24 protein-coding genes are annotated in these 25,922 nt (G+C 74.6%); 21 read left to right on the top strand and 3 right to left on the bottom strand.

Features of this window, described 5'->3' with window-relative positions:
• Positions 1–203: 203 nt before the first annotated feature.
• The 7 genes from folP to AB0G08_RS19065 all read left to right on the top strand — a co-directional run bounded on the left by folP (position 204) and on the right by AB0G08_RS19065 (position 4,833).
• Positions 204–1,115 carry a dihydropteroate synthase gene (gene folP, locus AB0G08_RS19095; protein WP_358089444.1) on the top strand — a complete coding sequence of 304 codons (912 nt, stop codon included), beginning with the start codon at positions 204–206 and terminating at the stop codon, positions 1,113–1,115.
• Positions 1,112–1,477: a dihydroneopterin aldolase gene (gene folB, locus AB0G08_RS19090; protein ID WP_357879174.1), complete on the top strand. Its 366-nt coding sequence runs from the start codon at positions 1,112–1,114 to the stop codon at positions 1,475–1,477. Before folP ends, folB begins: the two co-directional genes overlap by 4 nt.
• Positions 1,474–2,001: a 2-amino-4-hydroxy-6-hydroxymethyldihydropteridine diphosphokinase gene (gene folK, locus AB0G08_RS19085; RefSeq protein ID WP_357879177.1), complete on the top strand. Its 528-nt coding sequence runs from the start codon at positions 1,474–1,476 to the stop codon at positions 1,999–2,001. Before folB ends, folK begins: the two co-directional genes overlap by 4 nt.
• A gap of 19 nt (positions 2,002–2,020) precedes the next feature.
• Complete coding sequence (locus AB0G08_RS19080) at positions 2,021–2,563, top strand: DUF3180 domain-containing protein (RefSeq protein ID WP_358089442.1); 543 nt, start codon at positions 2,021–2,023, stop codon at positions 2,561–2,563.
• Positions 2,564–2,670: 107 nt separating this feature from the next.
• Positions 2,671–3,906: an ABC transporter permease gene (locus AB0G08_RS19075; protein ID WP_358089439.1), complete on the top strand. Its 1,236-nt coding sequence runs from the start codon at positions 2,671–2,673 to the stop codon at positions 3,904–3,906.
• Positions 3,907–3,960: 54 nt separating this feature from the next.
• The gene (locus tag AB0G08_RS19070; RefSeq protein ID WP_358089437.1) at positions 3,961–4,275 is read left to right on the top strand and encodes a hypothetical protein; all 315 of its coding nucleotides are present in this window, start codon (positions 3,961–3,963) and stop codon (positions 4,273–4,275) included.
• Between the two features lie 60 nt (positions 4,276–4,335).
• Positions 4,336–4,833, top strand: a complete 498-nt coding sequence (locus AB0G08_RS19065) for a hypothetical protein (RefSeq protein WP_358089434.1) — start codon at positions 4,336–4,338, stop codon at positions 4,831–4,833.
• A gap of 11 nt (positions 4,834–4,844) precedes the next feature.
• On the opposite strand, the gene AB0G08_RS19060 is transcribed toward AB0G08_RS19065, so the two are convergent.
• Entirely contained in the window at positions 4,845–5,846 is a 1,002-nt protein-coding gene (locus AB0G08_RS19060; protein ID WP_358089431.1) for an ATP-binding cassette domain-containing protein, read from the bottom strand.
• 2 nt (positions 5,847–5,848) lie between these two features.
• Between AB0G08_RS19060 and AB0G08_RS19055 the strand changes: the two genes are divergently transcribed.
• From AB0G08_RS19055 to AB0G08_RS19040, 4 genes are all read left to right on the top strand, one after another.
• Positions 5,849–6,532 (top strand): ABC transporter permease, encoded by a 684-nt coding sequence (locus tag AB0G08_RS19055; RefSeq protein ID WP_357879194.1) that lies wholly within the window; start codon positions 5,849–5,851, stop codon positions 6,530–6,532.
• Between the two features lie 55 nt (positions 6,533–6,587).
• Entirely contained in the window at positions 6,588–7,310 is a 723-nt protein-coding gene (locus AB0G08_RS19050) for an ABC transporter permease subunit (RefSeq protein ID WP_358089429.1), read from the top strand.
• A 303-nt stretch (positions 7,311–7,613) separates the two neighbouring features.
• Positions 7,614–8,618 carry a glycine betaine ABC transporter substrate-binding protein gene (locus AB0G08_RS19045; RefSeq protein ID WP_358089427.1) on the top strand — a complete coding sequence of 335 codons (1,005 nt, stop codon included), beginning with the start codon at positions 7,614–7,616 and terminating at the stop codon, positions 8,616–8,618.
• A 168-nt stretch (positions 8,619–8,786) separates the two neighbouring features.
• On the top strand, positions 8,787–10,478 hold the full coding sequence (locus AB0G08_RS19040) for a hypothetical protein (protein ID WP_358089425.1): 1,692 nt from the start codon (positions 8,787–8,789) through the stop codon (positions 10,476–10,478).
• Between the two features lie 144 nt (positions 10,479–10,622).
• Here AB0G08_RS19040 and AB0G08_RS19035 read toward each other — a convergent pair whose 3' ends face one another.
• On the bottom strand, positions 10,623–11,792 hold the full coding sequence (locus AB0G08_RS19035; RefSeq protein WP_358089422.1) for an NADH-quinone oxidoreductase subunit D: 1,170 nt from the start codon (positions 11,790–11,792) through the stop codon (positions 10,623–10,625).
• A complete protein-coding gene (locus tag AB0G08_RS19030) occupies positions 11,789–12,886 on the bottom strand; it encodes an SAM-dependent methyltransferase (protein ID WP_358089420.1) in 1,098 nt (365 codons plus the stop codon). Before AB0G08_RS19030 ends, AB0G08_RS19035 begins: the two co-directional genes overlap by 4 nt.
• 193 nt (positions 12,887–13,079) lie before the next feature.
• On the opposite strand from AB0G08_RS19030, the gene AB0G08_RS19025 reads away from it, so the two are divergent.
• The 10 genes from AB0G08_RS19025 to AB0G08_RS18980 all read left to right on the top strand — a co-directional run bounded on the left by AB0G08_RS19025 (position 13,080) and on the right by AB0G08_RS18980 (position 25,106).
• Complete coding sequence (locus AB0G08_RS19025) at positions 13,080–14,033, top strand: Rossmann-like and DUF2520 domain-containing protein (protein ID WP_358089417.1); 954 nt, start codon at positions 13,080–13,082, stop codon at positions 14,031–14,033.
• Positions 14,034–14,062: 29 nt separating this feature from the next.
• Positions 14,063–14,911, top strand: a complete 849-nt coding sequence (gene panC / locus AB0G08_RS19020; RefSeq protein WP_358089414.1) for a pantoate--beta-alanine ligase — start codon at positions 14,063–14,065, stop codon at positions 14,909–14,911.
• A 35-nt stretch (positions 14,912–14,946) separates the two neighbouring features.
• The gene (panD, locus tag AB0G08_RS19015) at positions 14,947–15,372 is read left to right on the top strand and encodes an aspartate 1-decarboxylase (RefSeq protein ID WP_357879220.1); all 426 of its coding nucleotides are present in this window, start codon (positions 14,947–14,949) and stop codon (positions 15,370–15,372) included.
• A 189-nt stretch (positions 15,373–15,561) separates the two neighbouring features.
• Positions 15,562–16,455: a septum formation family protein gene (locus AB0G08_RS19010; protein WP_358089411.1), complete on the top strand. Its 894-nt coding sequence runs from the start codon at positions 15,562–15,564 to the stop codon at positions 16,453–16,455.
• Between the two features lie 169 nt (positions 16,456–16,624).
• Positions 16,625–18,319, top strand: coding sequence for an L-aspartate oxidase (locus AB0G08_RS19005; RefSeq protein WP_358089409.1), 1,695 nt, complete (start codon positions 16,625–16,627; stop codon positions 18,317–18,319).
• Positions 18,316–19,212, top strand: coding sequence for a carboxylating nicotinate-nucleotide diphosphorylase (gene nadC, locus AB0G08_RS19000; RefSeq protein WP_357879230.1), 897 nt, complete (start codon positions 18,316–18,318; stop codon positions 19,210–19,212). The genes AB0G08_RS19005 and nadC overlap by 4 nt, the downstream gene beginning before the upstream one ends.
• Before the next feature lie 32 nt (positions 19,213–19,244).
• Positions 19,245–20,003 (top strand): type III pantothenate kinase, encoded by a 759-nt coding sequence (locus AB0G08_RS18995; RefSeq protein ID WP_358089405.1) that lies wholly within the window; start codon positions 19,245–19,247, stop codon positions 20,001–20,003.
• A gap of 141 nt (positions 20,004–20,144) precedes the next feature.
• Positions 20,145–21,653, top strand: a complete 1,509-nt coding sequence (gene lysS, locus AB0G08_RS18990; RefSeq protein ID WP_358089403.1) for a lysine--tRNA ligase — start codon at positions 20,145–20,147, stop codon at positions 21,651–21,653.
• 109 nt (positions 21,654–21,762) lie between these two features.
• Positions 21,763–22,113 (top strand): Lsr2 family protein, encoded by a 351-nt coding sequence (locus AB0G08_RS18985; protein ID WP_357094775.1) that lies wholly within the window; start codon positions 21,763–21,765, stop codon positions 22,111–22,113.
• 461 nt (positions 22,114–22,574) lie between these two features.
• On the top strand, positions 22,575–25,106 hold the full coding sequence (locus tag AB0G08_RS18980; RefSeq protein ID WP_357879243.1) for an ATP-dependent Clp protease ATP-binding subunit: 2,532 nt from the start codon (positions 22,575–22,577) through the stop codon (positions 25,104–25,106).
• Positions 25,107–25,922: the final 816 nt, after the last annotated feature.

The raw sequence follows: 25,922 nt of genomic DNA, 5'->3' as shown, positions 1-25,922 counted from the left end.
TCCCGCTTCGGCCCTCCCTCCAGGCTTCGCCATCTCGATGCCGGGCAATTCCAAAGCGTACGGGCACCCACTGTTTGCGACAAGCCGCGAAGAGTCTGCCCGATCCGACCCGGACGACCGATCGTACACCCGTTCGAATGCGCATGTCACCGCCCTCGACCCGGCCCGCTCGGGGCGCCCCGGTCGACCGGTACCGTCTAGCCGTGACCGATCTGGTACGGGCCTCGACCCCGGTGGTGATGGGCGTCCTCAACGTCACGCCCGACTCCTTCTCCGACGGCGGACGGTACGCCGACCTCGACGCCGCCGTCGGACACGGCGTGCGGCTGCGGGCCGACGGCGCCCACCTGGTGGACGTCGGGGGCGAGTCCACCCGGCCCGGCTCCGACCGCGTCGACGCGGAGACCGAGACGGCCCGGGTGGTGCCCGTGATCCGGGAGCTGACCGCCGCCGGCGTGCCGGTCAGCATCGACACCACCCGCGCACGGGTCGCCGAGGCGGCCCTCGCCGCCGGCGCGGCCGTGGTCAACGACGTCTCCGGCGGCCTCGCCGACCCCGACATGGCCCGGGTGGTCCGGGACGCCGGCTGCCCCTGGGTGCTCATGCACTGGCGGGGGCACTCCCGCGAGATGGGGGAGCTGGCCCGCTACGCCGACGTGGTCGCCGACGTGCGCGCCGAGCTGGGCCGCCGCGTCGACGAGGCGCTGCGGGCCGGGGTCGCCGCCGACCGCATCGTCGTCGACCCGGGGCTGGGCTTCGCCAAGACCGCCGCGCACAACTGGGAACTGAGCCGGCACCTGTCCGAGCTGCTGGACCTCGGCTTCCCGCTGCTCTTCGCGTCCAGCCGCAAGTCGTACCTGGGGCGGCTGCTGGCCGGCCCCGACGGCACCCCCCGCCCCACGGACGGCCGCGACGTGGCCACCGTCGCCACCAGCCTGCTCGCGGTGGCGGCCGGCGCCTGGGGCGTGCGCGTGCACGACGTCCGCGCCACCGTGGACGCCCTCGCCGTCTGGCAGGCCACCGGCGCGCCCCGCCTGGCACCCGCGTCCACCGGCGGGGCCCGCCCGGCCCACGCCGGCGCCGGCCGCGCCGCCGACCACGGAGGAGACCGATGACCGACCGGATCCAGCTGACCGGCCTGCGGGCGCACGGCCGGCACGGGGTGTACGACTTCGAACGCGCCCAGGGGCAGGACTTCGTCGTCGACGCCGTCCTGGAGCTGGACCTCGCCCCGGCGGCCCGCTCCGACGAGGTGGGCGACACCGTCCACTACGGCGAACTGGCCGAGCGGCTGGTCGCGGTGGTGACCGGCGAGCCGGTCAACCTGATCGAGACGCTCGCCGACCGGCTGCTGGCCGTCTGCCTGGCCGACCCGCGGGTCGAGGCCGCCACGATCACCGTGCACAAGCCGGAGGCGCCCGTGCCGCACGCCTTCACCGACGTGGCCGTCACGATGACGCGGCGGCGGGACCGGTGACCCGCGCCGTCCTCTCCCTGGGCAGCAACCTCGGCGACCGGCTGGCCCACCTGCGCTCGGCCGTCTCGGCGTTCGGCGACAGCGTGCTCCTGGTCTCCGGCGTCTACGAGACTCCACCGTGGGGGGACGCGGACCAGCCCGCGTACCTGAACGCCGTGCTGCTCGCCGAGGACCCGGCCGCGACCCCGTACGACTGGCTGGAGCGGGCCCGGGCGGCGGAGCGCGCCGCCGGACGGACCCGCGACCCGCAGCGGCGTTTCGGGCCGCGCACCCTGGACGTGGACGTCATCGCCGTGTGGACCGACGGCGACGAGCCGGTGCTCAGCGACGACCCCGAGCTGACCCTGCCGCACCCCCGGGCCCACCTGCGGGCCTTCGTGCTGCGGCCGTGGATCGACCTCCAGCCGTACGGGCGGCTGCCCGGCCACGGCTGGCTGACCGACCTGCTCAACAACGGTCCGGCGGCCGACGACGCGCTGGATCTGCGCCCCCGGCCGGATCTGGCGATAGAGTCGACCGCATGACCCAGTGGAGCCGGCCGGCATGACGCAGGCACGATCCCCACGACCGGGCGGAACGGGCCCCGAGCGGTCCCGGATGGGCCCGACCCGGATCTCCACCCTGGTGGTGGCCGGTCTCGGCGCCGCCGCGCTGGCCTGGCTGCTGATCAGCACTCTCTACTACGACTACCTGCCGGACCTGCCCTGGCTGCCGGTGGTCACGCTCGCCGCGCTGGCCGTGCTGGAGGCGTACGCCGCGGTCAACACCCGGGGGCGCATCGAGCGCCGGCCGGGCCGTGACCCGGTCAACCCGCTGCTGGTGGCCCGGTTCGTGGTGCTGGCCAAGGCGTCCGCGCTGGCCGGCGCGATCTTCGCCGGGTTCTACGCCGGGCTGACCGGCTGGCTCCTCGTGGAGCGTACCGACGCCGCGATGGACGACCGGCCGATCGCCGGCGCCGGCCTGCTCGCCGGGCTGGCGCTGGTGGCGGCGGCGCTCTGGCTGGAGCGCTCCTGCCGGGTCCCCGAGCAGGAGGACGACGAGGACCGCGAGCCCGGCGGCCGGGAGGGCCGCCCCGGCCCGCGCTGATCCCGGGGGGTTACGCCCGGTCTCCCGCGCGGGTACGGTGCCTGCGACCGGAGAGCAACGCCGCCCCGGTCCGCCCGCGCGTCGGACCTGGCTGGACGGGCGGCCACGTGGGAGGCGGCGTCATGCGGCACGACGAACCGGGGCGTGAGCCGGCCCCCGAGCCCTCGTCCGGCATCCCCGCCTCGGTCCTGGAGAACGTCTTCGACGACCCCGCGCACGGCGAACCCGGCCGCGACCGGTTCGCCGTGCACGTCGTCTGGGAGCTGCTGCTCCTGGCCGGGCTGGGCGTCCTGGCGTACCTGCTCTGGCGGGAGGAGCCGGCCGCGCTGCGCGGCGACGGGCTGCGGTCCCTGCTCCTCGACGCGGTCGTGCTCGGGCTGCTGGCGCTGGCCGCCGGACTGACCCTGCGTACCGCCGCGGTCAACCTGGCCGTCGGCCCGGTGGCGGTCGCCGCCGCGCTGCACGTCGCCGAGCAGGGCGACCGGGGCGCCGAGGCCGCCGCCGGACCGGCCCTGGCGGTCGCCGCGCTGGGCGGGCTCGCCCTGGCGCTGGTCGTGGTGGTGCTGCACGTGCCCGGCTGGGCCGCGTCCCTCGCCGGTGCGGCCGCGGTGATCGTGTACGTCGAGCAGCGCTCCGCGGCGGTCCTGCCGCAGGGCGACTACGACCCGGAGCGCGGTGCCCTGCACCTCTTCGTCGGGTTCGCGGCCGTCGCGGTGCTCGGCGGCCTGTTCGGCTCGGTGCGGGCCGTGCGTCGGGTGGTCGGGCGGTTCCGCCCGGTCGTGGACCCGGCCCGCCGCCGGGGCGCGGTGGCGGCGGTGGTCACCTCCGGCGCGCTCGTCGGCTCCACGGTGCTGGCCGCGCTGGCCGGCATGCTCACCGCCAGCCGGGACATCGCCCCGGTCGCGCCGGACCCCGGGCTGGACTGGACGGTGCTCGCGGTCGGCCTGGCGCTGCTCGCCGGCACCAGCGCCTACGGCCGGCGGGGCGGGGTCTTCGGCACCCTGCTGGCGGTCTGCCTGGTCACGGTCCTCCTCGCGTACGCGCAGGCCCGGGGCTGGACGGTGAGCCGGTGGGCGGTCGGCGCGGTGGCGATCGGCGTCGGGCTGCTCGTCACCCGGCTGGTCGAGGCGTACGGGCGGCCGGCGACCGGCGCGGCGGCGGAGCCGGTCCCCGCCGGGGACGGCCGGATCGGCGCGGGCTGGACGGCGCCCCCGGCGGACCCGGAGCCGGTCGGCGACTGGCCGCCGGCAGTGCCGAGGCGGTCCCCCGAGAGTCCGGTGGACCCCTGGAGCGACCCCGGCTGGGAGAACGGCCCGCGCCGGTGGGACGCCGGCGGGCGGTGAGCCGGTGCCGCGTCCACCGGGCCGGGAGTGATCTCGCCGGTTAGGCTCGGCGGCATGACCGACACACCATCGACCTCCGCCGGCCCGTCGTTCGAGGAACTCGACGCGCTGTCCACTGAGGAGCTGCGGGAGCGGGCGTTCACGGTCGCCCGGGAGCGCCGCGACGTGCGCTTCTTCTGGTCCGTGCTGCGGCACCTGCCGAACGCGGACGAGGCCGCCGCCCTCGACGGCGCGCCCAACTCGGTCGGGCCGACGATCGACGAGGCCGCGGCGCTGTGGCGGGAGCTGACCGGGCACGGCTACGAGGAGTCGGCGCCGCTGCTGCGGGCCGCGTTCATCGACTACCTGATGAAGCACCCGCGAGCGTGACGGCGACCCACGACCCCGGGCAGGTTTGCCCCCCGCGGTCCGCCGGGAACTGATCCGATCATGGCGCTCACCAACCCGTCACGCACCGGCGGTCGCTACGGGACGGCGGCGGGCACGGGCGCGCTCGCGGCGCTCCTCCTGGTCGCGGTCTGCGGCAGCCCGGCGTACGTGGGCTGGGCCGCCGGCACCGACCCGAACTCCGCCGGCGGCTGGTACCTGCAACTGCTCTCCTGGCCGGCGTGGCACTTCAACGCTGACGGGGCGACCGGCAACCTGCTCGTGGCGAACCTGCGGGCCGTCCTGCTGGTCATCCTCGCGGCGCTCTTCCTCTACCTGCTGCCCACCTCGCAGGTGGCCCGGGTGCAGGGGTCGGGGACGCAGTTCTTCTCCGGCTGGGCCGCGTACGTCCTGGCCAGCGGCTTCGCCTCGCTGCTCGCCGCCTTCCTCGGCCCGGAACCGTCGCTGCTCACGGCGATCCAGGCGGGCGGAACCGGCGCGACCTACGGCTTCCTCTCCGGTTGGATCATCGGCACGGCCAGCCTCGGCGGTCGCGCCTGACCCGGCCGCCCTCACCGCTCGGGCGTGCCCAGTTCGAGCAGCCGCGCCCGGCTGAGCACGCCGATCGGCCGCCCCCCGTCGGTCACCACGACCCGGTCGGCGGACGAGGTCAGCAGCACCCCCAGCGCGTCGTACGCCGAGCCGCCGACCGGCATCGTCGGCAGCTCGGCCACCCCGGTCTCCGGCAGCGGTTCGACGGCCTCGCCGGTGACCGGGGTGACCGCCAGCCGGCGGATGCCCCGGTCCGCGCCCACGAACTCCCGGACGAAGGGCGTGGCGGGCGCGCCGAGCACGGCGGCCGGCGTGTCGTACTGCTCCAGGCGCCCGCCCTCGGAGAGCACCGCGATCCGGTCGCCCAGCCGGACCGCCTCGTCCAGGTCGTGGGTGACCAGCACGATGGTCTTGCGCACCTCGGCCTGCAACCGGAGGAACTCCTCCTGCAACCGGGTCCGCACGATCGGGTCGACGGCCGAGAACGGCTCGTCCATCAACAGCACCACCGGGTCGGCGGCCAGCGCCCGGGCCACCCCGACCCGCTGCCGCTGCCCGCCCGAGAGCTCGTGCGGGTAGCGGCGGCCGAACGTGGCCGGGTCGAGCCCGACCAGCTCCAGCAGCTCGTCGACCCGGCGGCGGCTGCGCTGGCGGGGCCAGCCGAGCAGCCGGGGCACGGTGGCGACGTTGGCGCTGACCGTCTGGTGCGGAAAGAGCCCGACGTTCTGGATCACGTAGCCGATCCGGCGGCGCAGCCGGACCGGGTCGACCCGGGTGACGTCCTCGCCGCCGAGCAGGATCCGGCCGCCGGTCGGCTCGATGAGGCGGTTGACCATCCGGAGCACCGTGGACTTGCCGCAGCCCGACGGTCCGATCAGCACTGCCAGCTCCCCGGCCCGGATGTCCAGGCTCAGCTCGCGTACGGCCTCGGTGCCGTCCGGGTAGCGCTTGCGGATGCCCTCCAGGGCGATCGACGCCGCGCGCGGCTCGGCGGGGGCGGTGCCCTCCGGGGTAACGTCCACACATGTCCTTCCGCCTGAGCTACCGGGCCGACCCGGGTAACCCGTGGTTCTCCTGGCAGTACGTGCGGGACAACTCTGACACGATCCTCGCCGCGCTGCGTGAGCACGCCTCGCTGACCGCCCGGGCGGTGCTGATCGCCGCCCTGATCGCGCTGCCGCTGGCGGTGGCCGCGTACTGGTACCGCTCGCTCGCCGGGCCGGTCCTGGCCCTCACCGGGGTGCTCTACACGGTGCCGTCGCTGGCGCTCTTCGCGTTCGTCGCCCCCTACCTCGGCATCGGCGCGGTGACCGCGCTCAGCGTGGTGGTCCTCTACGCGCTGCTGGTGATCGTCCGCAACGCCGTCGCCGGGCTCAACCAGGTGCCCCCCGAGGTCCGCGAGGCGGCCGAGGGGATGGGGTACGGCCGCTGGGGCCGGCTCTTCCGGGTCGAGCTGCCGCTGGCCCTGCCGGGCATCCTCACCGGGTTGCGGCTGGCCACCGTCAGCACCGTGGCCCTGGTGACCGTGGGCGTGGTGATCGGGCGCGGCGGCCTCGGGCAGCTGATCTTCGCCGGCTTCCAGAACAACTTCTACAAGGCGCAGATCATGACGGGGACGCTGCTCTGCGTGCTGCTCGCCCTGGTGCTCGACCTGGTCCTGGCCGGCGCGGGCCGGCTGCTGACCCCCTGGCTGAAGCGGGCCCGGTGAGCGCGAGGAACGCAGCGCAGCGGAGTCCCGCAGTCGCGAACGGAGGGTTGGCCTGGTGAATCCGGTCGAGGCGGCGCTGGTCTGGCTCAACGACCCGCTGAACTGGACGAACCCGGGCGGCATCCTGGACCGGCTGGGTGAGCACCTGTCGATGTCGGCGGCGGCGGTGGCGCTCGGCTGCCTGGTCGCCTGGCCGATCGGGCTCTGGCTCGGGCACACCGGCCGGGGCGGCGGCCTGGTGGTGCTGGTGTCCAACGTGTCGCTCGCCATCCCCACGCTCGCCCTGCTCACCATCCTGCCGCTGACCTTCCTCGGTTTCGGCCGGCCGTCGGTGGTGGTCGCGCTGGCCGTCTTCGCGGTGCCGCCGCTGCTGGCGAACGCGTACACGGGGGTGCGGCAGGCCGATCCGGAGGCCCGGGACGCGGCGCGCGGGATGGGCTTCTCCGGGTGGCAGCTGCTGCGCCGGGTCGAGCTGCCGCTGGCGGTGCCCTACCTCGCCGCCGGGTTCCGCACGGCGGCGGTGCAGGTGGTGGCGACCGCCGCGCTGGCGTCGTTCGTCAACGGCGGCGGTCTGGGCCAGATCATCCGGGCGGGCTTCGGGCTGGACATCGCCGCCGGTGGTGGCCAGATCATCGCCGGTGGCGTGCTGGTGGCCGGGCTCGCCATCCTGCTGGAACTCGTGCTGGCCCTGGTCGAGCGGCTGGTCACGCCGCGCCCGCTGCGGGCCGGCCGCCGTCGGGCGCGGCGCCGGGCGGCGCAGGCGGTGGCCGGCGGCTGAGCGTGGTCCGCCCACCCGCACGCCGCGCCCGACCGGTGCGCGCGGACGGGGGAGCGCGGCTAGCTTCTCCGCGCGCAGCTTTTCGGGCGCCGGGTCGGGCGCCTGCCCGCCGAGGCACGCGGTGACGATCCGGTGACAAACTCGCTCCCGGGTTGTCGGTCCCGCGTGGAAGATGTTGGGTGGGAGACCGGGCGGCCCCAGGGGAGTCGCCCGTGGGACACAGCGGGCGGCCGGACGAAGATCGCCCGTCGGACACGCGGCCGGCCCGGCAGGGTCGCGCCGGGACACGGAAGGCGGGCAATGATGCGCGCACGTACACGCCTGGCCGTCGGTGCGGTGGGAGCCCTCGCCGCGGCGGGGCTGCTGACCGGCTGCGGCGACGCCGGCTCCTCCGGCACCGACGCCCCGGAGCAGGCGGCCTCGGGGGCCGGCTGCGCGCCGGTGGCGGGTGACCAGCTCGTCGTCCTCGACGACGACAAGAAGCTCCAGAACACCGACAACGTCATCCCGGCGGTCAACGCCGACGCGGCCAACCCGCAGCTGATCGCGGCGCTGGACAAGGTCTCGGCCGCGCTCGACACGCCGAAGCTGATCCAGCTCAACAAGGCCGTCGACGTCGACCGCAAGACGGCGCAGAAGGCGGCCGAGGAGTTCGCGGCGGCCAACGACGTCACCGCGGGCGTCGCCAAGGGGCCCGGCGGGCAGATCGTGATCGGCGCGGCCAACTTCACCGAGAGCCAGATCCTGGCCGAGCTCTACAAGATCGCCCTGACGGCCGCCGGCTACGACGCCAAGGTGCAGCAGATCGGCAACCGCGAGCTCTACGAGCCGGCCCTGGAGAAGGGCGAGATCCAGGTGATCCCGGAGTACGCGGCGACCATGGCCGAGTTCCTGAACACGAAGGCCAACGGCAAGGACGCCCAGCCGGTGTCCTCGCCCGAGCTGGACAAGACCGTCACGGCGCTCAAGGCGGCCGGCGACAAGGTGGGCCTCGTCTTCGGCACGCCGGCGGCGGCGCAGGACCAGAACGCCTTCGCCGTGACCAAGGCGTTCGCCGACAAGTACGGCGTCAGCACGCTCTCCGAGCTGGCCGCCAAGTGCTCGGGCCAGGCCACGGTGCTGGCCGGGCCGCCGGAGTGCCCGCAGCGGCCGAAGTGCCAGGCGGGGCTCGTCCAGGTCTACGACTTCAAGGCCGGCTCGTTCAGCTCGCTGGACCAGGGCGGCCCGCAGACCAAGAACGCGCTGAAGACCGGGGCCGCGAGCGTGGGCCTGGTGTTCTCCTCGGACGGCGCACTGGCCGTCGGCTGACCCCGGCCGGCCGCCGGTGGTCCCGTGCCGCCGGCGGCCGACGGGCGGGCCGACGTCGACCCGCGCAGCCGGTCGGTCGACGCCGACGGGGGCGATCGGCGGTGAAGATGTCGGTTGCCCCGTTCACCCCTTTCCCAGGCGCGGCAGGTCTCGGTAGGCTGCGGACCCATGCCAGCCCCGGTCGCCCCCGCCGACAAGCACATCCCGCTGCCCACCGTGTTCTTCTGGGCCGGTGTCGCCCTGGCGCCGGTGGCGGCGTTGATCCTGCTCGTCGCCGACAGCAACGGTCCGCTGCGCTTCGCCGCCGTGCTCGCCATCACGGCCGTCGTCCTGATCGGCCTGTCGATCGCGTTGCGCCGCGACGGCGCGGGCCCGGCCCGGACCGAGGAGCTGCTGGACGAGATCGAGCAGCTCCGCCGCGAGTTGCGCGGGGAGATCGTGGCCGCCGCCCAGCGCGGCAACCAGGCACTCGACCAGGCCCAGCGGGCCCAGGAGGAGATCACCGCGCTGCGTCGGCGGCTGGACGCCAGCAGCGCCGCGCTGGCCGGGGTCGATGCCCCGGCCGTTGCCGGCCGGGCCCGGGCGTCCGTGGACGACGCGGTCGCCGGCCGGGGGCGGGTGCCGGAGCAGGCCGACGCGGTGCCCCGCCGGGGGCGCGCCGACCGGGACGACGAGGAGCCCGCCCGCAGGCCGCAGCCGGCTCCGCGGGCCGAGCGGTCCGCGCCCGGTCCGGTCGGCGGGTACGGCACGGACGAGCCGGCCCCGGGAACGGCTGGCGGGTACGGCGCGGACCGGCCGGCCGGCGGCGGAACTGCCGGCGTGTACGGGGCGGCCCGGCCGGCGGAGCCGGGGAGCCAGCCCACGCCCCGCCCGCTCGGGGTGGTGCGGCACACCGAGACCGTGCACGTCACCACGCGGCACACCATCGTGGACGGCGCCGCGTCCGTTCCCGGCGACCGGGGCACCCGGTACGGCGGCGGGTACGCGGGACGCTGGTCCCCGGCGCAGGAGGAGCAGCCCTGGCCGGGCGAGCCGGACGACCGCTCCTGGCCGGGCCACGGGCACGACGACCCGGACGACCGGTCCAGCCACGCCGACCGGCCCCGCCACGCCGACCGGTCACATCGGGACGACCGGTCACGTCGGGACGACGACGGGTCGCGGCCGGGCCCCGGGGCCGCCCGGGACGACCGGCTCCGGCCGGACCAGCCCGGCGAGCGGGAGTGGTCCGCCCAGCCCGGCGAGCGGGAGTGGCCGGGCCGGCCCGACGAGCGCGGACGGCAGTGGAACGACCCGGGTCGGGGCGGCGCGGGCGCACCGGGCTGGGGGGCGCCGACCGAACCGCCCGGGCGCGGCCGACCGTACCCGCCCGACGAGGCGGGGGCGGAGGGCGGGGAGTACTGGTCGCAGCTGCGCGCCGGGGACCGGTGGGCCGCCGTGCGGGACGACGACCGGGGCCGGGAGCTGCGGGTCGGGGAGCGGCGCGCCGAAATGCACGCGGACGCCACCGGCACCGAGTACCGGGTCGCGGACCGCTGGGCGGCGGTCCGGCGGGAGGAGCCGCGCCGGGGCCCGGAGCGGGCCGACGACGGGTGGCGCGGCGGCTGGTCGGAGCCGGACGGCGCCCCGGCCCTGCCGGCCGGCGGGGTGCCGATGCCCGACGAGTGGCGTCCGCCCCGCCAGCGGGGACACCAGCCCGAGGCGCGGCACGACGCCCGCGAGCCCGAGGCGCACCGCGCCCGTCGGGCGGAGCCCGGGCCGGAGCTGCCCGGCCGGCGGCAGGAGGAGCGCTACGGCTATCCGCCCCAGGACGACGTGCCCCGCGCGGGCGGCGCCCGCAACGCCGACCGCTGGCGCTGACCCCGACCGCACGCCGCGACCGGCCACCCCGACCGAGGCCGGGAGCGGGCGTCGCGACCGGAGGCCGAGAGCGGAAGCCGCGACCGGAGGCCGACAACGGGAGCCGAGAGCGGGAGCCGCGGCCGCGAGCCGCGGCCGGGCGGGTCACTTGTCGATGTCGCCGACCACGAAGAACATCGAGCCGAGGATGGCGATCAGGTCCGGCACCAGGCAGCCGGGGAGCAGGGTGGCCAGCGCCTGCACGTTCGCGTACGACGCGGTGCGCAGCTTCAGCCGCCACGGCGTCTTCTCGCCCCGGGAGACCAGGTAGTAGCCGTTGATGCCGAGCGGGTTCTCGGTCCAGGCGTAGGTGTGCCCCTCGGGGGCCTTGAGCACCTTCGGCAGCCGGGTGTTGACCGGCCCGCTGAGCCGGTCCACCCGGTCCAGGCACTGCTCGGCGAGGTCGAGCGAGGCGTACACCTGGTCGAGCAGCACCTCGAAGCGGGCGTGGCAGTCCCCGGCGGTCTTCGTGACCACGGGCACGTCCAGCTGGTCGTAGGCCAGGTAGGGCTCGTCGCGGCGCAGGTCGAGGTCGAGGCCGGAGGCGCGGGCGACGGGCCCGGACGCGCCGAACGCGGCGGCGTCCGCGGCGGAGAGCACCCCGACGCCGACCGTACGGGCCAGGAAGATGTCGTTGCGCCGGATGAGGTTGTCCAGGTCCGGCATCCGCCGGCGTACCTCGGCGATGGCGGCCCGCGCCCGGCCGGTCCAGCCGGAGGGCACCTCCTCCTTGAGCCCGCCCACCCGGTTGAACATGTAGTGGATCCGGCCGCCGGAGACCTCCTCCATCACCGCCTGGATGGTCTCCCGCTCGCGGAAGGCGTAGAACATCGGCGTGATCGCGCCGATCTCCAGCGGGTAGGAGCCGAGGAACATCAGGTGGTTGAGCACCCGGTTCAGCTCGGCCAGCGCCATCCGCAGCCAGGTGGCCCGCTCCGGCACCTCCATGCCCATCAGCCGTTCCACGGCGAGCACCACGCCCAGCTCGTTGGAGAACGCCGAGAGCCAGTCGTGCCGGTTGGCCAGCACGATGATCTGCCGGTAGTCACGGACCTCGAACAGCTTCTCCGCGCCCCGGTGCATGTAGCCGACGATCGGCTCGCAGGCCACCACCCGCTCGCCGTCGAGCACCAGCCTGAGCCGGAGCACGCCGTGCGTGGAGGGGTGCTGCGGCCCGATGTTGAGCACCATGTCGGTGCCGAGTTGCTCCCCGCCTGCCCCGGTGCCGACGGTCAGCTCGCGGAGGTCACCGGCGTCCGTGGTCATGCCCGTCATCGTGCCATGAACGACGCGGGGTCGACGCCGACCGGTTGGCGCAGCCACCAGTGCCCGCCCAACCCGGCCGGGTCGGTCAGCTCGGTCACCGCGGACGCGGCGGCGAGCGCCCGCACGTATCCGGCCGGGTCGCCGGTGGCCAGGCTCAGCGGGGGTCGCCCGCCGTCGGCCCCGAGCGCCCGCAGCGCCTCCCGCTGCGACACCAGGTCGTACGCGCACCCGGCGACCGTGGCGCCGGCGGAGGCGACCGAGTCCACGGCGACGTGCGCGGTGACGTCCCGGCTCCCGTCCGGCACCGGCGGCACCTGCCGCCCGCCCCGGTACCCGGTCAACGTCCCGTCCACGGGTCGGCCGTCCCGCAGGTGCCCGTAGTCCACGGCCAGCGCCAGCCCCCGGTCCACCCTGCGGACCGCCTCGGCCCAGGCGTCGTCGCGCGTCCGGCCGATCTCGGCGCGCGCGCCTACCGGGTGCCGTGACCCGGTCGGGTCGGTCTCGTCGGCTCCGGCCGCTGACGCCGGCCACCACCGTTCGAGCCAGTCGGCGTCGGCGGGGCCGACGGGGTCACCGACGGTCTCCGCCCCGGTGGCCGGGTCGACCAGCAGGTACCGCCAGCCGTCCCCGGCGCGCGCCGCCACGTCCAGCGGCACGTTGTCCAGCCACTCGGTGGCCACCAGCAGCCCGGTGAGCCCGGCGGGGATCTCGTCCACCCACCCGATCCGCTCGGGGAGGCCGTCGGGCCGGGCCGCCTTCTCGACGGCGGTGAGGCGTACCCGGGCGGCGAGCGGGACCGGCGCGGAGGGTGGGGCGGCGGCGGGCGGCGACCCGGCGCGGGCCGACGGGCGGGCAGCGCCCAGCGCGGCGGAGAGGGCGCGCAGCAGCTCGCCCCGGCCCGCCCCCACGTCGACGACGGAGAGGACGCGGGGGTGGCCGAGGGCGGCGTCGACCTGCTCGACGAGCCGCACCAGCGCGGCGGCGAACGCCGGCGAGGCGTGCACGCTGGTGCGGAAGTGGGCGGCCGGCCCCGACCCGGAGACGAAGAAGCCGCCCGGCCCGTAGAGCGCCCGCTGCATCGCGTCCCGCCAGCGGATCGACATCAGTCCGTTCCTCGTTCGGCGTGCGTCACCGTGCCGACCCTACGCAGCCGGTCGGGGAGGCCGCCCGTCCCGCCCCGGCTGCACGGGGTCGGGGCCATCGGTGAACGTTTTCACACATCCTTGTCCCGGTTCCGTCACCCCGGCGCATACTTGCGATCGACCGGTACCCCTTCTCGAGGACTGGATCGTCGCCATGAGCGCACCCCTGCGCCCGCGCCCGGCCACCCCCCACGGGGCCGCCGTCCCGCCGGCCGCCACCCCCCGTTCCCTGACCGTCGGCGTCGTCGGCTCCGGCCGCGTCGGCGCCGTGCTGGGCGCCGCACTCGTCGCCGCCGGCCACCGCGTCGTCGCCGCCACGGCCGGTTCCGGCGCCTCCCGGGCGCGGGCGGCGCTGCTGCTGCCCGGCGTGCCCCGCCGCTCCGCCGCCGCCGTCGCGCGGGCGGCCATCGACCTGCTGCTGATCGCCGTGCCCGACGACGCGCTCGCCGGGGTGGTCGCCGCCCTGGCCGACGGCGGCGCGCTGCGCCCCGGCCAGGTGGTCGCGCACACCTCCGGCGCGCACGGGCTGGCCGTGCTCGCCCCCGCCGCCGCGGCGGGCGCCCGTCCGCTGGCGCTGCACCCCGCGATGACCTTCACCGGTACGCCGGACGATCTCGCCCGGCTGGCCGGCATCTCGTACGGGGTGACCGCCCCGGCGGAGTTGCGCCCCCTGGCCGCCCGGCTGGTCGCCGACCTGGGCGGGGTGCCGGAGTGGGTCGGCGAGGCGGACCGCCCGCTCTACCACGCGGCGCTGGCGCACGGCGCCAACCACCTGGTGACCCTGGTCAACGAGGCGGCCGACCGGCTGCGCGACGCCGGGGTGGCCCAGCCGGAGAAGGTGCTCGCCCCGCTGCTGCGGGCCGCCCTGGAGAACGCGCTGCGCCTCGGCGACGACGCGCTGACCGGGCCGGTGTCCCGGGGCGACGCCGGCACGGTCGAGCGGCACCTGGCCCGGCTCGCCGCGACCGCCCCCGAGTCGGTCGCGCCCTACCTGGCCCTGGCCCGGCGTACGGCCGACCGGGCCATCGCCGCGGGCCGGCTGCGGCCGGTCGACGCGGAGTCGCTGCTCGGCGTGCTCGCCGGCGACCGGCGGGAGGTGGCGGCGTGAACGGGCCGACGGTGGACGGAGGGGACCGCGTGACGGAACTGGTGCACGGCCGCGCCGAACTGGCCGCGGCGCGGGACGGGCTGAAGGGCACCGTCGGCGTCGTGATGACCATGGGTGCGCTCCACTCCGGGCACGAGACGCTGCTGCGGGCGGCCCGGGAGCGGGCCGACCACGTGCTTGTCACGATCTTCGTCAACCCGCTGCAGTTCGGGCCGAACGAGGACTTCGACCGCTACCCGCGCACCCTCGACGCCGATCTGGAGATCTGCCGGCGGGCCGGCGCGGACGTGGTCTTCGCCCCCGCGGTGACGGACATGTACCCGGACGGCGAGCCCCGGGTCCGGGTGAACCCCGGCCCGCTCGGGGAGGACCTGGAGGGGCAGAGCCGCCCCGGGTTCTTCCACGGGGTGCTCACCGTGGTGCTGAAGCTGCTCCAGCTCACCCGCCCCGACCTGGCGTTCTTCGGCGAGAAGGACTACCAGCAGCTGACCCTGGTGCGGCGGATGGCCCGGGATCTCGACGTGCCGGTCGAGGTGGTCGGCGTGCCCACCGTGCGGGAGCCGGACGGGCTGGCCCTGTCCAGCCGCAACCGCTACCTCTCCCCGGCCGAGCGGCAGGCCGCGCTGAGCCTGTCGGCGGCGCTGCGGGCCGGCGCCGGGGCCGCCGACGCGGGCGGTGACGCGGGGGCGGTGCTCGCCGCCGCGCACGCGGCCTTCGGCGCCGGTACGCCCGGCGCCCGGCTCGACTACCTGGTGCTCACCGACCCGGACCTGGATCCGGGGCCGGTCTCCGGGCCGGCGCGGCTGCTCGTCGCCGCCTGGGTGGGTGCCACCCGGCTGATCGACAACGCGGCGATCCGGCTCGCCCCCCGTTCCTGAACCCCACCCCGCCACCTTCCGCGAAAGGCACCCCGATGCTGCGCACCATGCTCAAGTCGAAGATCCACCGGGCCACGGTGACCCAGGCCGACCTGCACTACGTCGGCTCGGTGACCGTCGACGAGGACCTGCTCGACGCCGCCGACCTGATCCCGGGCGAGCAGGTGGCGATCGTGGACATCACCAACGGGGCGCGGCTGGAGACCTACGTGATCCCGGGCGAGCGGGGCAGCGGCGTGATCGGCATCAACGGCGCCGCCGCCCACCTGGTGCACCCGGGCGACCTGGTCATCCTCATCTCGTACGGGCAGATGGACGACGCCGAGGCCCGGGCGTACCGGCCGCGGGTCGTGCACGTCGACGCCGACAACCGGGTCGTCGAGTTGAACACCGACCCGACGACCGCCGCCCCCGGCACCGCCGGCGCCCCGATCCCCAACCCCCTCGCCGCCGCCGTCTGACCGCCCTCCCCCGCGCGATCCCGCGCTCTCGGGTCGGGCCGGGCGACCCGTTGTCGCTTTCGTCCGGACTGTGACCGCGGGTGCGCGGGAGCGCCGGCAAGTGGGCGCATGTGCGGTCTGTCACCGGACGGTCGTCTCTGGGTAGTCTGGTTGCCCGTCGACAGACGCGGGTGGCTGGGGGAGGCCGCGATGCGCCGAGCGATGACCACCCTGCTCGCGGCCGTCGCCGCGGCCCTTCTCCTGGCGGGGTGCGCCGACTCCGGCGGGCTGGACGGTGACCTGGTCGACGACTGGGCGGCCCCGCCCGCGCCCGGGCCCTTCGTTCCGGCCGCCGGGGTGTGCCAGGTCGCCGACTTCGCCGACGTGGTGACCCTGGCGGCGTACGCGCCGGTGGACTGCGCCGCGCCGCACCGGGTCGAGACCGTGCACGTGGGCGCCTTTCCGGCCGCGCGGGCCGCCCCGCCGCCGGGCGGCTCGGCCGAGTTGCGCGCCGCCTTCGTCGACTGCGACGGCCGGGCGACCGGTCACGTGGGTGCCGACTGGCGGGCGGGGCGGCTCCGGCTGGCCGTGGCGGTGCCGTCCGGGCCGGGCTGGGCGGCCGGCGCCCGCTGGTACCGGTGCGACCTGACCGAGGTGAGCAGCGCCGAGGCCGCCGCCACGGTGGTGGTCCGCACCGGCAGCCTCCGCGACGCGCTGCGCGGGCCGTCCCCGCTGCGCCTGGGCTGCCAGCGGGCCCGCTCCCAGGGCGGGTCGGTGCGGACGCTGCTCCCGGTCGACTGCGCCACCAGGCACGACGCCGAGTTCGTCGGGGTGTGGCGGGCGCCCGACCGCCCCTACCCGACCCGGGCCGCCGACTGGGCCCCGCTGTACGCCGGCTGCCGCTCGGTGCTCGGCCGCTACGTGGGCGTGCCCGACGACGCCGACCTGCGCTTCCGTAGCGGCGTGGTGGTCCGCCCTCCGGGGGCGGGCCGGTGGCGCGTCGGTGACCGGGGCGTGCGCTGCTACCTCTGGCTCGACGACCGTACGGTGACCGGCTCGCTGCGGGGCGCGGGCCCGGCGGCCCTCCCAGTCCGCACCCGGTAGCGCCGAGCGGGGCCGGCCGCCGCGCCGGTTCGGGCGGCCGGACCAGGCGGGCACCCCCGCCGTGGGTGACGTTGGCCGGCACGCCCTGGTCGCGTCCGGACCCGATGGCCCAAACCACTCGTCCCGCCCCCGCCGCCCCGCGCGAAGGACCTTCGGGTTGACTGTGGGCATGGACCTTCCGACGGTCGACCTGCCGGCCCTGCCCCGCCTCCTGGCCGCCCCCGCGCCCGGCTGGGTGGAGACCACCGACGTGATCGTGGTCGGCTCCGGGGTGGCCGGCCTGACCGCCGCGCTGCACCTGCGCGAGGCGGGGCTGCACGTCACCGTGGTCACCAAGGTCGACATCGACGAGGGGTCGACCCGCTGGGCGCAGGGCGGCATCGCCGCCGTGCTCGACCCGCAGGACACCCCGACCGCGCACGCCTCGGACACCGAGATCGCCGGCGTCGGGCTCTGCGACCCCGCGGCGGTGCGGGTGCTGGTCGAGGAGGGCCCGATCCGGCTGCGCGAGCTGATGCGGATCGGGGCCGAGTTCGACCGCAACCCGGACGGCTCGCTGATGCTCACCCGGGAGGGCGGCCACCGGGCCGACCGGATCGTGCACGCCGGCGGCGACGCCACCGGGGCCGAGGTGCAGCGCGCGCTGCACGCCGCCGTGCGCCGCGACCCGTGGATCCGGCTGGTCGAGCACGCCCTGGTGCTCGACCTGCTGCGCGCCCCCGGGGACGGCCCGGACGGGCTCGGCCCGGCCTGCGGCATCACCCTGCACGTGCTCGGCGAGGGCAGCGAGGACGGCGTGGGCGCCATCCTGGCCCGGGCGGTCGTCCTCGCCACCGGCGGGATGGGCCAGATCTACGCGGCCACCACCAACCCGGCCGTGTCGACCGGGGACGGGGTGGCCCTCGCGCTGCGGGCCGGCGCGGCGGTGACCGACGTGGAGTTCGTCCAGTTCCACCCGACCGCGCTGATCACCCCGGCCGCCGCCGGCGTGCCCGGCGCCGGGCACGCCCAGCAGCCGCTGGTCTCCGAGGCGTTGCGCGGCGAGGGCGCCCACCTGGTGGACGGCGACGGCAAGCGGTTCATGGTCGGGCAGCACGAGCTGGCCGAGCTGGCGCCCCGGGACGTGGTGGCCAAGGGCATCCACCGGGTCCTGCTGGCCACCGGGGCGGACCACGTCTTCCTCGACGCCCGGCACCTGGGCGGCGACTTCCTGGCCCGGCGCTTCCCGACCATCGTCGCGTCCTGCCTGGCCATCGGGGTCGACCCGGCGACCGACCTGATCCCGGTCGCCCCGGCGGCGCACTACGCCTCGGGCGGCGTCCGCACCGACCTGCGCGGCCGCACCTCCATCCCCGGGCTGTACGCGTGCGGCGAGGTCGCCTGCACCGGCGTGCACGGCGCGAACCGGCTGGCCAGCAACTCGCTGCTGGAGGGGCTCGTCTTCTCCCGGCGGATCGCGGAGGACATCGCGGCCGGGCTGCCCGAGCAGGCGCAGCCGGCGCCGACCGGCGCCTGGGTGGGCGGCGAGGGCTGGGTGGTGCCGGCCGAGGCGACGCCGACGCTGCAACGGGCGATGACCCGGGGCGCGGGCGTGCTCCGTTCGGCGGACACCCTCGCCGCGACCGCCGGCGTGCTGACCGGGCTCGGCGAGGGCCAGGGCCGGCCCCGGACGGCCGACTGGGAGGCGACGAACCTGATCACCGTGGCGTCGACGCTGGTCGCCGCCGCGTACGCCCGCCGGGAGACCCGGGGCTGCCACTGGCGGGAGGACTTCCCGACGGCCGACGAGCGGTGGCACGGCCACCTGGTCGGCGCGGTCGGGGCGCAGGGCCGGCTGACGCAAGCGTGGGAGGGGACCCGATGACGGAGTCGACGGAACGGGCACTGCGGGAGGCGGGCCTGGACCCGGCGCGGGTGCGGCGGGTGATCTCCGACGCGCTCGCCGAGGACCTGGGGCCGGACTTCCTCGACGTCACCAGCGTCGCCACCATCCCGGCCGGGCAGGCCGACACGGCCGACCTGGTGGCCCGCGCCGACGGCGTGGTGGCCGGGCTGGCCGTGGCGGCGGCCGTGTTCGAGCTGGTCGGCGAGGCGACGGGCGCCGGCCGTACGGTCGAGGTGTCCGTGGTGGCCCACGACGGCGCGCGGGTGGCGCGCGGCGACGTGCTGGCCACGGTGACCGGCCCGACCCGGCTGCTGCTCACCGCCGAGCGGACGGCGCTCAACCTGCTCTGCCGGATGTCCGGGGTGGCCACCCACACCCGGGCCTGGGCGGACGCCCTGGCCGGCACCAAGGCGATGGTGCTGGACACCCGCAAGACCACCCCGGGCCTGCGCGCCCTGGAGAAGTACGCGGTCCGCGCGGGCGGCGGCACGAACAAGCGGATGGGCCTGCACGACGTCGCGATGATCAAGGACAACCACAAGCTGGCGGCGGGCGGCATCACGGCGGCCTTCCGCCGGGTCCGGGAGACCTTCCCGGACGTGCCGGTGCAGGTCGAGGTGGACACCGTCGCCGAGGCGGTGGAGGCGGTCGAGGCCGGGGCCGACTTCCTGCTGCTGGACAACATGACCCCGGAGATGCTCACCGAGGTGGTCGCGTCGGTGGGGGACCGGGCGGAGCTGGAGGCGACCGGCGGGCTGACCCTCGACGTGGCGGCGCGGTACGCGGCGACCGGCGTCGACTTCCTGTCCGTCGGGGCGCTGACGCACTCCTCGCCGATCCTCGACATCGCCATGGACCTGCGCACCGGGTGAACCGGCGGCCGGCCGTTGTCTAGGCTGCGTGCGTGCTGCTCTGCATCGACATCGGAAACACCAACACCGTGCTGGCGACCTTCGACGGCGACAAGCTGGTGCACTCCTGGCGGATCAAGACCGATGCGCGGTCGACGGCCGACGAGCTGGGCCTGAAGTTCCGCGGGCTGCTCGCCGGGGACGCGGTCGAGATCACCGGGGTCGCGGCCTGCTCCACGGTGCCGGCCGCGCTGCGCTCGCTGCGCACCATGCTGTCCCGCTACTACGCGGACCTGCCGAGCGTGATCGTCGAGCCCGGGGTGCGCACCGGGGTGCAGCTCGCCATCGACAACCCGAAGGAGGTGGGCGCCGACCGGGTGGTGAACACCCTGGCCGCGTACACCCTCTACGGCGGGCCGTCGATCGTGGTCGACTTCGGCACCACCACCAACTTCGACGTGATCAGCGGCCGGGGCGAGTTCCTCGGCGGCGCCTTCGCCCCGGGCATCGAGATCTCCTTCGACGCGCTCGCCGCGCGGGCCGCCCAGCTGCGCAAGGTGGAGGCGACCAGACCCCGCTCGGTGATCGGCAAGAACACCGTCGAGTGCCTCCAGTCCGGCCTCTACTTCGGCTTCGCCGGGCAGGTGGACCGCATCGTCGAGCGGATGATCGAGGAACTGGGCGAGGTGAGCGCGGTGATCGCCACCGGCGGGCTGGCCTCGCTGGTGATCAACGAGTGCCGCACGATCACCCACCACGAGCCGATGATCACCCTGATCGGCCTGCGGATGGTCTACGAGCGCAACCTCTGACCCGGCCGCCGCCCGGCGCCGAACGAGAGGGCGTGAGTGGGGTCGGTCATGGCCGGCAGGTCATCCCGTAACGCCTCCCCGGGGCCTTGAGTACGCTCGGGGCCTGACCCCGCCCGAAATCTCCTTCTGAGGAAGCGTGCCGTGACCGAGCAGAACCCCGTGCCAGTCGATCCCGCCGACGACCTTCCCGAGCAGATGAAGGTCCGCCGGGAGAAGCGGGACCGGATGCTCGCCGAGGGCGTCGAGCCGTACCCGATCGGATTTCCCCGGACCAGCACCCTGGCCGAGATCCGCGAGAAGTACGCCGAGCTGCCCACCGACACCGCCACGGGCGACCAGGTCTCGGTCACCGGCCGGGTGATCTTCGTACGCAACACCGGCAAGCTCTGCTTCGCCACCCTGCGGGACGGCGACGGCACGGAGTTGCAGGCCATGCTCTCCCTCGACCGGGTCGGTGCCGACCGGCTGAACGACTGGAAGCGCCTGGTCGACCTCGGCGACCTCGTCGGGGTGACCGGCGAGGTGATCACCAGCCGGCGCGGCGAGCTGTCCGTGCTGGTCGAGCAGTGGGCGGTCACGGCGAAGGCGCTGCGCCCGCTCCCGGTGGCGCACAAGCCGTTGAGCGAGGAGGCGCGGGTCCGGCAGCGCTACGTGGACCTGATCGTCCGCCCGCAGGCCCGGCAGATGGTGCGCACCCGGGCCGCGACCGTCCGCAGCCTGCGCGACGTGCTGCACGGCCGGGGCTTCATCGAGGTGGAGACCCCGATGCTCCAGCTGCTGCACGGCGGCGCGGCAGCCCGGCCATTCGTGACCCACAGCAATGCGCTCAGCACGGATCTGTATCTGCGAATCGCGCCGGAACTGTTTCTCAAGCGGGCCGTCGTCGGCGGCGTCGACCGGGTCTTCGAGATCAACCGCAACTTCCGTAATGAGGGTGTCGACTCTTCGCACTCGCCCGAGTTCGCGATGCTCGAGGCATACGAGGCGTACGGCGACTACGACACCATGGCCGAGCTGACCCGGAATCTGGTGCAGCAGGCGGCGATCGCGCTCAGCGGCTCGACCGTGGTGACGCACGCCGACGGCCAGGAGTTCGATCTGGGCGGCGAGTGGCGCTCGGTGACCCTCTTCGGGGTGCTTTCCGAGGCGCTCGGCGAGGAGGTCACGGTACGCACCGAGCGCGCCCGCCTCGTGGAGTACGCCGACAAGGTGGGTCTGGCCGTCGACCCGAAGTGGGGGCCGGGCAAGCTGGCGGAGGAACTGTTCGAGGAACTGGTGGTGCCGGGCCTCCAGGCGCCCACCTTCGTCCGCGACTACCCGGAGGAGACCAGCCCGCTGACCCGGGCGCACCGCAGCGAGCCCGGGCTGGCCGAGAAGTGGGACCTCTACGTGCTCGGTTTCGAGCTGGGGACCGCGTACTCCGAGCTGGTGGACCCGGTGGTGCAGCGCGAGCGGCTGGTGGCCCAGGCCCAGCTCGCCGCCCGCGGCGACGACGAGGCCATGCGGCTGGACGAGGACTTCCTCCGGGCGATGGAGTACGGAATGCCGCCCGCCGGGGGTATGGGAATGGGAATCGACCGGCTGTTGATGGCGCTCACCGGCCTGGGAATTCGGGAAACCATCCTCTTCCCCCTGGTTCGCCCGGAGTAGTCGCGCATCTCCACCGGGTCGTTACCGCATCCTATTGACGCGGCAAGCGTCGGGCGGGTTATCGTGCTCTCAGTTTGCAGGAGCACCCTGCTCGAAAGGAATGTGGGACGTGGCCAAGCAGATCATTCATAAGCTGGTCGATGACCTGGACGGCGGGGACGCTGACGAGACGGTCAAGTTCGCGCTCGACGGCGTTCAGTACGAGATCGACCTGTCGAGCTCGAACGCCGAGAAATTGCGCGACGTATTCGCTCAGTACATCGCCCACGGCACCAAGGTGGGCAGGGGCGGCGTCGTCGTCGGCGGCCGGGCCGCGCGCGGTCGGGGTGGCGCCACCGCCGACCGGGAGCAGAACAAGGCGATCCGCGCCTGGGCCAAGAAGGCGGGCAAGGACATCTCCGACCGCGGCCGGATCCCGCAGGAGATCGTCGACGAGTACCACGCGAAGGCCGGTCACTGACCGAGACCGCCGACGGGCGACACCGACGCCGGGCCGGAGCACGACTCCGGGCCGGCGTCGCCGTATCCGCCCGGGACCGCGTCCGAGCGGGAAGAATTCCGTCCCGACGGTGGTTGTCCACAGCCGGTGGAGAGTCCGTCCACAGCCTGTGGACGACTCCCGGACGGCCCGGATCCCGGCCGTGTCGGCACCGGCGCGGCCCGCACGACGGGTCCGCGACGTGGCCCGAATTTCGCTCTGCGCGTACAGGCGGGGGTACCGGAACACCCCCTGAGCGCGGACGGTTGTGTAAAACGACGCGTACACGGCCTCCGGCGGGGACACACGACCTCAGCGGAGTCGGCTCGCGGCGATAGAGTAAGGAGGCACGGACGCCCGTCCCGGTCGTCCGCGCACCGGCCCCGCCACGACTTCTTGACCATCAAGATCGAGTGCGCACGGCACGTGAGGAGCACGAGGGCATGTTCGAGCGGTTCACCGACCGAGCGCGACGGGTTGTCGTCCTGGCCCAAGAAGAGGCCCGGATGCTCAACCACAACTACATCGGTACGGAACACATCCTGCTGGGCCTGATCCACGAGGGTGAGGGCGTCGCCGCCAAGGCTCTGGAGAGCCTCGGCATCTCCCTGGAGGGTGTGCGACAGCAGGTCGAGGAGATCATCGGCCAGGGCCAGCAGGCGCCGAGCGGGCACATCCCGTTCACGCCGCGGGCCAAGAAGGTGCTGGAGCTGTCGCTGCGCGAGGCGCTGCAGCTCGGCCACAACTACATCGGCACGGAGCACATCCTGCTCGGTCTGATCCGCGAGGGCGAGGGCGTCGCCGCCCAGGTGCTGGTCAAGCTCGGCGCCGACCTCAACCGGGTCCGCCAGCAGGTGATCCAGCTGCTCTCGGGCTACCAGGGCAAGGAGCCGGCCGCGGCGGGCGCCACGCCGGGCGAGGCCGCGCCGTCCACCAGCCTCGTGCTGGACCAGTTCGGCCGCAACCTGACCCAGGCCGCCCGCGAGGGCAAGCTCGACCCGGTCATCGGGCGCGAGAAGGAAATCGAGCGGGTCATGCAGGTGCTCTCCCGCCGCACCAAGAACAACCCGGTCCTGATCGGTGAGCCCGGCGTCGGCAAGACCGCCGTGGTCGAGGGGCTGTCCCAGAAGATCATCAAGGGCGAGGTGCCCGAGACGCTGAAGGACAAGCAGCTCTACACGCTCGACCTCGGCGCCCTGGTCGCCGGTTCCCGCTACCGCGGTGACTTCGAGGAGCGCCTCAAGAAGGTGCTCAAGGAGATCCGCACCCGCGGCGACATCATCCTCTTCATCGACGAGATCCACACCCTGGTCGGCGCGGGCGCCGCCGAGGGCGCGATCGACGCGGCGAGCATCCTCAAGCCGATGCTGGCCCGCGGCGAGCTGCAGACCATCGGCGCGACCACGCTCGACGAATACCGCAAGCACCTGGAGAAGGACGCCGCCCTCGAGCGCCGCTTCCAGCCGATCCAGGTGGGTGAGCCGTCGCTGGCCCACACCATCGAGATCCTCAAGGGCCTGCGCGACCGCTACGAGGCGCACCACCGGGTGAGCATCACCGACGCGGCCCTCGTGGCCGCCGCGACGCTTGCCGACCGGTACATCTCCGACCGCTTCCTGCCGGACAAGGCGATCGACCTCATCGACGAGGCCGGTGCCCGGATGCGGATCCGCCGGATGACCGCGCCGCCAGACCTGCGCGACTTCGACGAGCGCATCGCCCAGGTGCGTCGCGACAAGGAGTCCGCGATCGACGCGCAGGACTTCGAGCGCGCCGCCCAGCTGCGCGACAAGGAGAAGCAGCTCCTCGGCCAGAAGGCGCAGCGGGAGAAGGAGTGGAAGGCCGGTGACCTGGACGTCGTCAGCGAGGTCGACGACGAGCAGATCGCCGAGGTGCTCGGCAACTGGACCGGCATCCCGGTCTACAAGCTGACCGAGGAGGAGACCTCGCGCCTGCTGCGCATGGAGGACGAGCTGCACAAGCGCGTCATCGGCCAGGAGGACGCGGTCAAGGCGGTCTCGAAGGCGATCCGGCGTACCCGGGCCGGCCTGAAGGACCCGAAGCGTCCGTCGGGCTCGTTCATCTTCGCCGGCCCGTCCGGTGTCGGTAAGACCGAGCTCTCCAAGGCGCTGGCCGAGTTCCTGTTCGGCAGCGAGGACGCCCTCATCCAGCTCGACATGTCCGAGTTCCACGACCGCTACACGGTCTCCCGGCTGGTGGGTGCCCCTCCCGGCTACGTCGGCTACGACGAGGGCGGCCAGCTGACCGAGAAGGTGCGGCGTCGGCCGTTCTCGGTGGTCCTCTTCGACGAGATCGAGAAGGCCCACCCGGACGTGTTCAACACGCTGCTCCAGATCCTGGAGGACGGTCGGCTCACCGACGGTCAGGGTCGGATCGTGGACTTCAAGAACACGGTCATCATCCTGACCACCAACCTGGGCACCCGCGACGTCGCGAAGGCGGTCTCGCTCGGTTTCCAGGCGTCGGAGGACTCCGAGTCCAACTACGACCGGATGAAGCAGAAGGTCAACGACGAGCTCAAGCAGCACTTCCGGCCTGAGTTCCTGAACCGGATCGACGACACCATCGTCTTCCACCAGCTGCGCCAGCTGGAGATCCTGTCGATCGTCGACATCATGATCCAGCGGATCGAGGGCCAGCTGCGCAACAAGGACATGGGCCTGGAGCTGACCGACAACGCCAAGAAGTACCTGGCGAAGAAGGGCTTCGACCCGGTGCTCGGTGCGCGTCCGCTGCGTCGCACGATCCAGCGCGACATCGAGGACAACCTGTCCGAGCGGATCCTCTTCAACGAGCTGACCCCGGGTCAGATCGTGGTGGTGGACTGCGAGGGCGACCCGGAGGACATCGACAAGTCCAAGCTCGTCTTCAAGGGCGCGGACCGGCCGGCCACCGTGCCGGACGCCGTCCCGGCCGACCTCGGCGGCACCGCCGCCGCAGGCGCGGACGAGTAAGGCAGAACAGCACGAGGGCGGCGGCCCGGTGGCACCAGCCACCGGGCCGCCGCCCTTTCGCCGTCACCCCCCGAGTCCCTGTCCCCGTCCCTGCTCCAGGCCGGTGGATCACTGTCCCCCCGTCCCCGGTCCCCGCTCCATGCCGCGTGGATCGCTGTCCCCCCGCCCCTCGTCCCCCTCCAGGCCGCGTGGATCATGCAGTTGTGGTGCCGGGTATCGGCCCGGTTGGGCGGTTCCTGCCCCACCGGAACTGCATGATCGACGCAGGGGTGGTGGTATGTGCCCGGATGGCGGGTCTGTGGTGGCGGGCGCCACCGGGTGGCGGGGCATGGGTCGGGGCGTCGGGTCGTTGTAACCATCGTGGCCGCGTGACCAGGCCGTTCGATGATCAGGTAATTCGGTGACCAGGCCGTTCGTCGGCCGGGTGGCCGGCGGAATGCGGGTCCGGCCGGGGTGGTTACATCCCCCGGACCACGGAGCACCATCCGGGCCTGAGCCACCGGGCGCCGGCCGCCGGAATGACCGGCCCCCCCACCGTGGTTACATCCCCGGACCCTAGCGGGTGCCCGTCGCACGAGCCCGCGAGACGTGTGGACGTGGAATGTGTGGCCGGCCCGGCCGGTTGCATCCCCCCAGGGACGAGCCTCGGCCCCCCGGCCGCAGGCCCCCGGACATCTCGACCTTTCCTTTCCCGCGGCGCACCCGCCCCCCTGGTGTGTGTCGCGTACCCCCGATCGAAAGGTGCCGACCATCATGCGTACCGACATCTTCCGTAGGACCGCTCTGACCGTGGCCGGGCTCGCCTTCACCGGCGGC

This window comes from Micromonospora sp. NPDC023644, assembly GCF_040640115.1.
Taxonomy (GTDB): domain Bacteria; phylum Actinomycetota; class Actinomycetes; order Mycobacteriales; family Micromonosporaceae; genus Micromonospora.
This window is presented reverse-complemented; position numbering and strand designations above follow the sequence as displayed.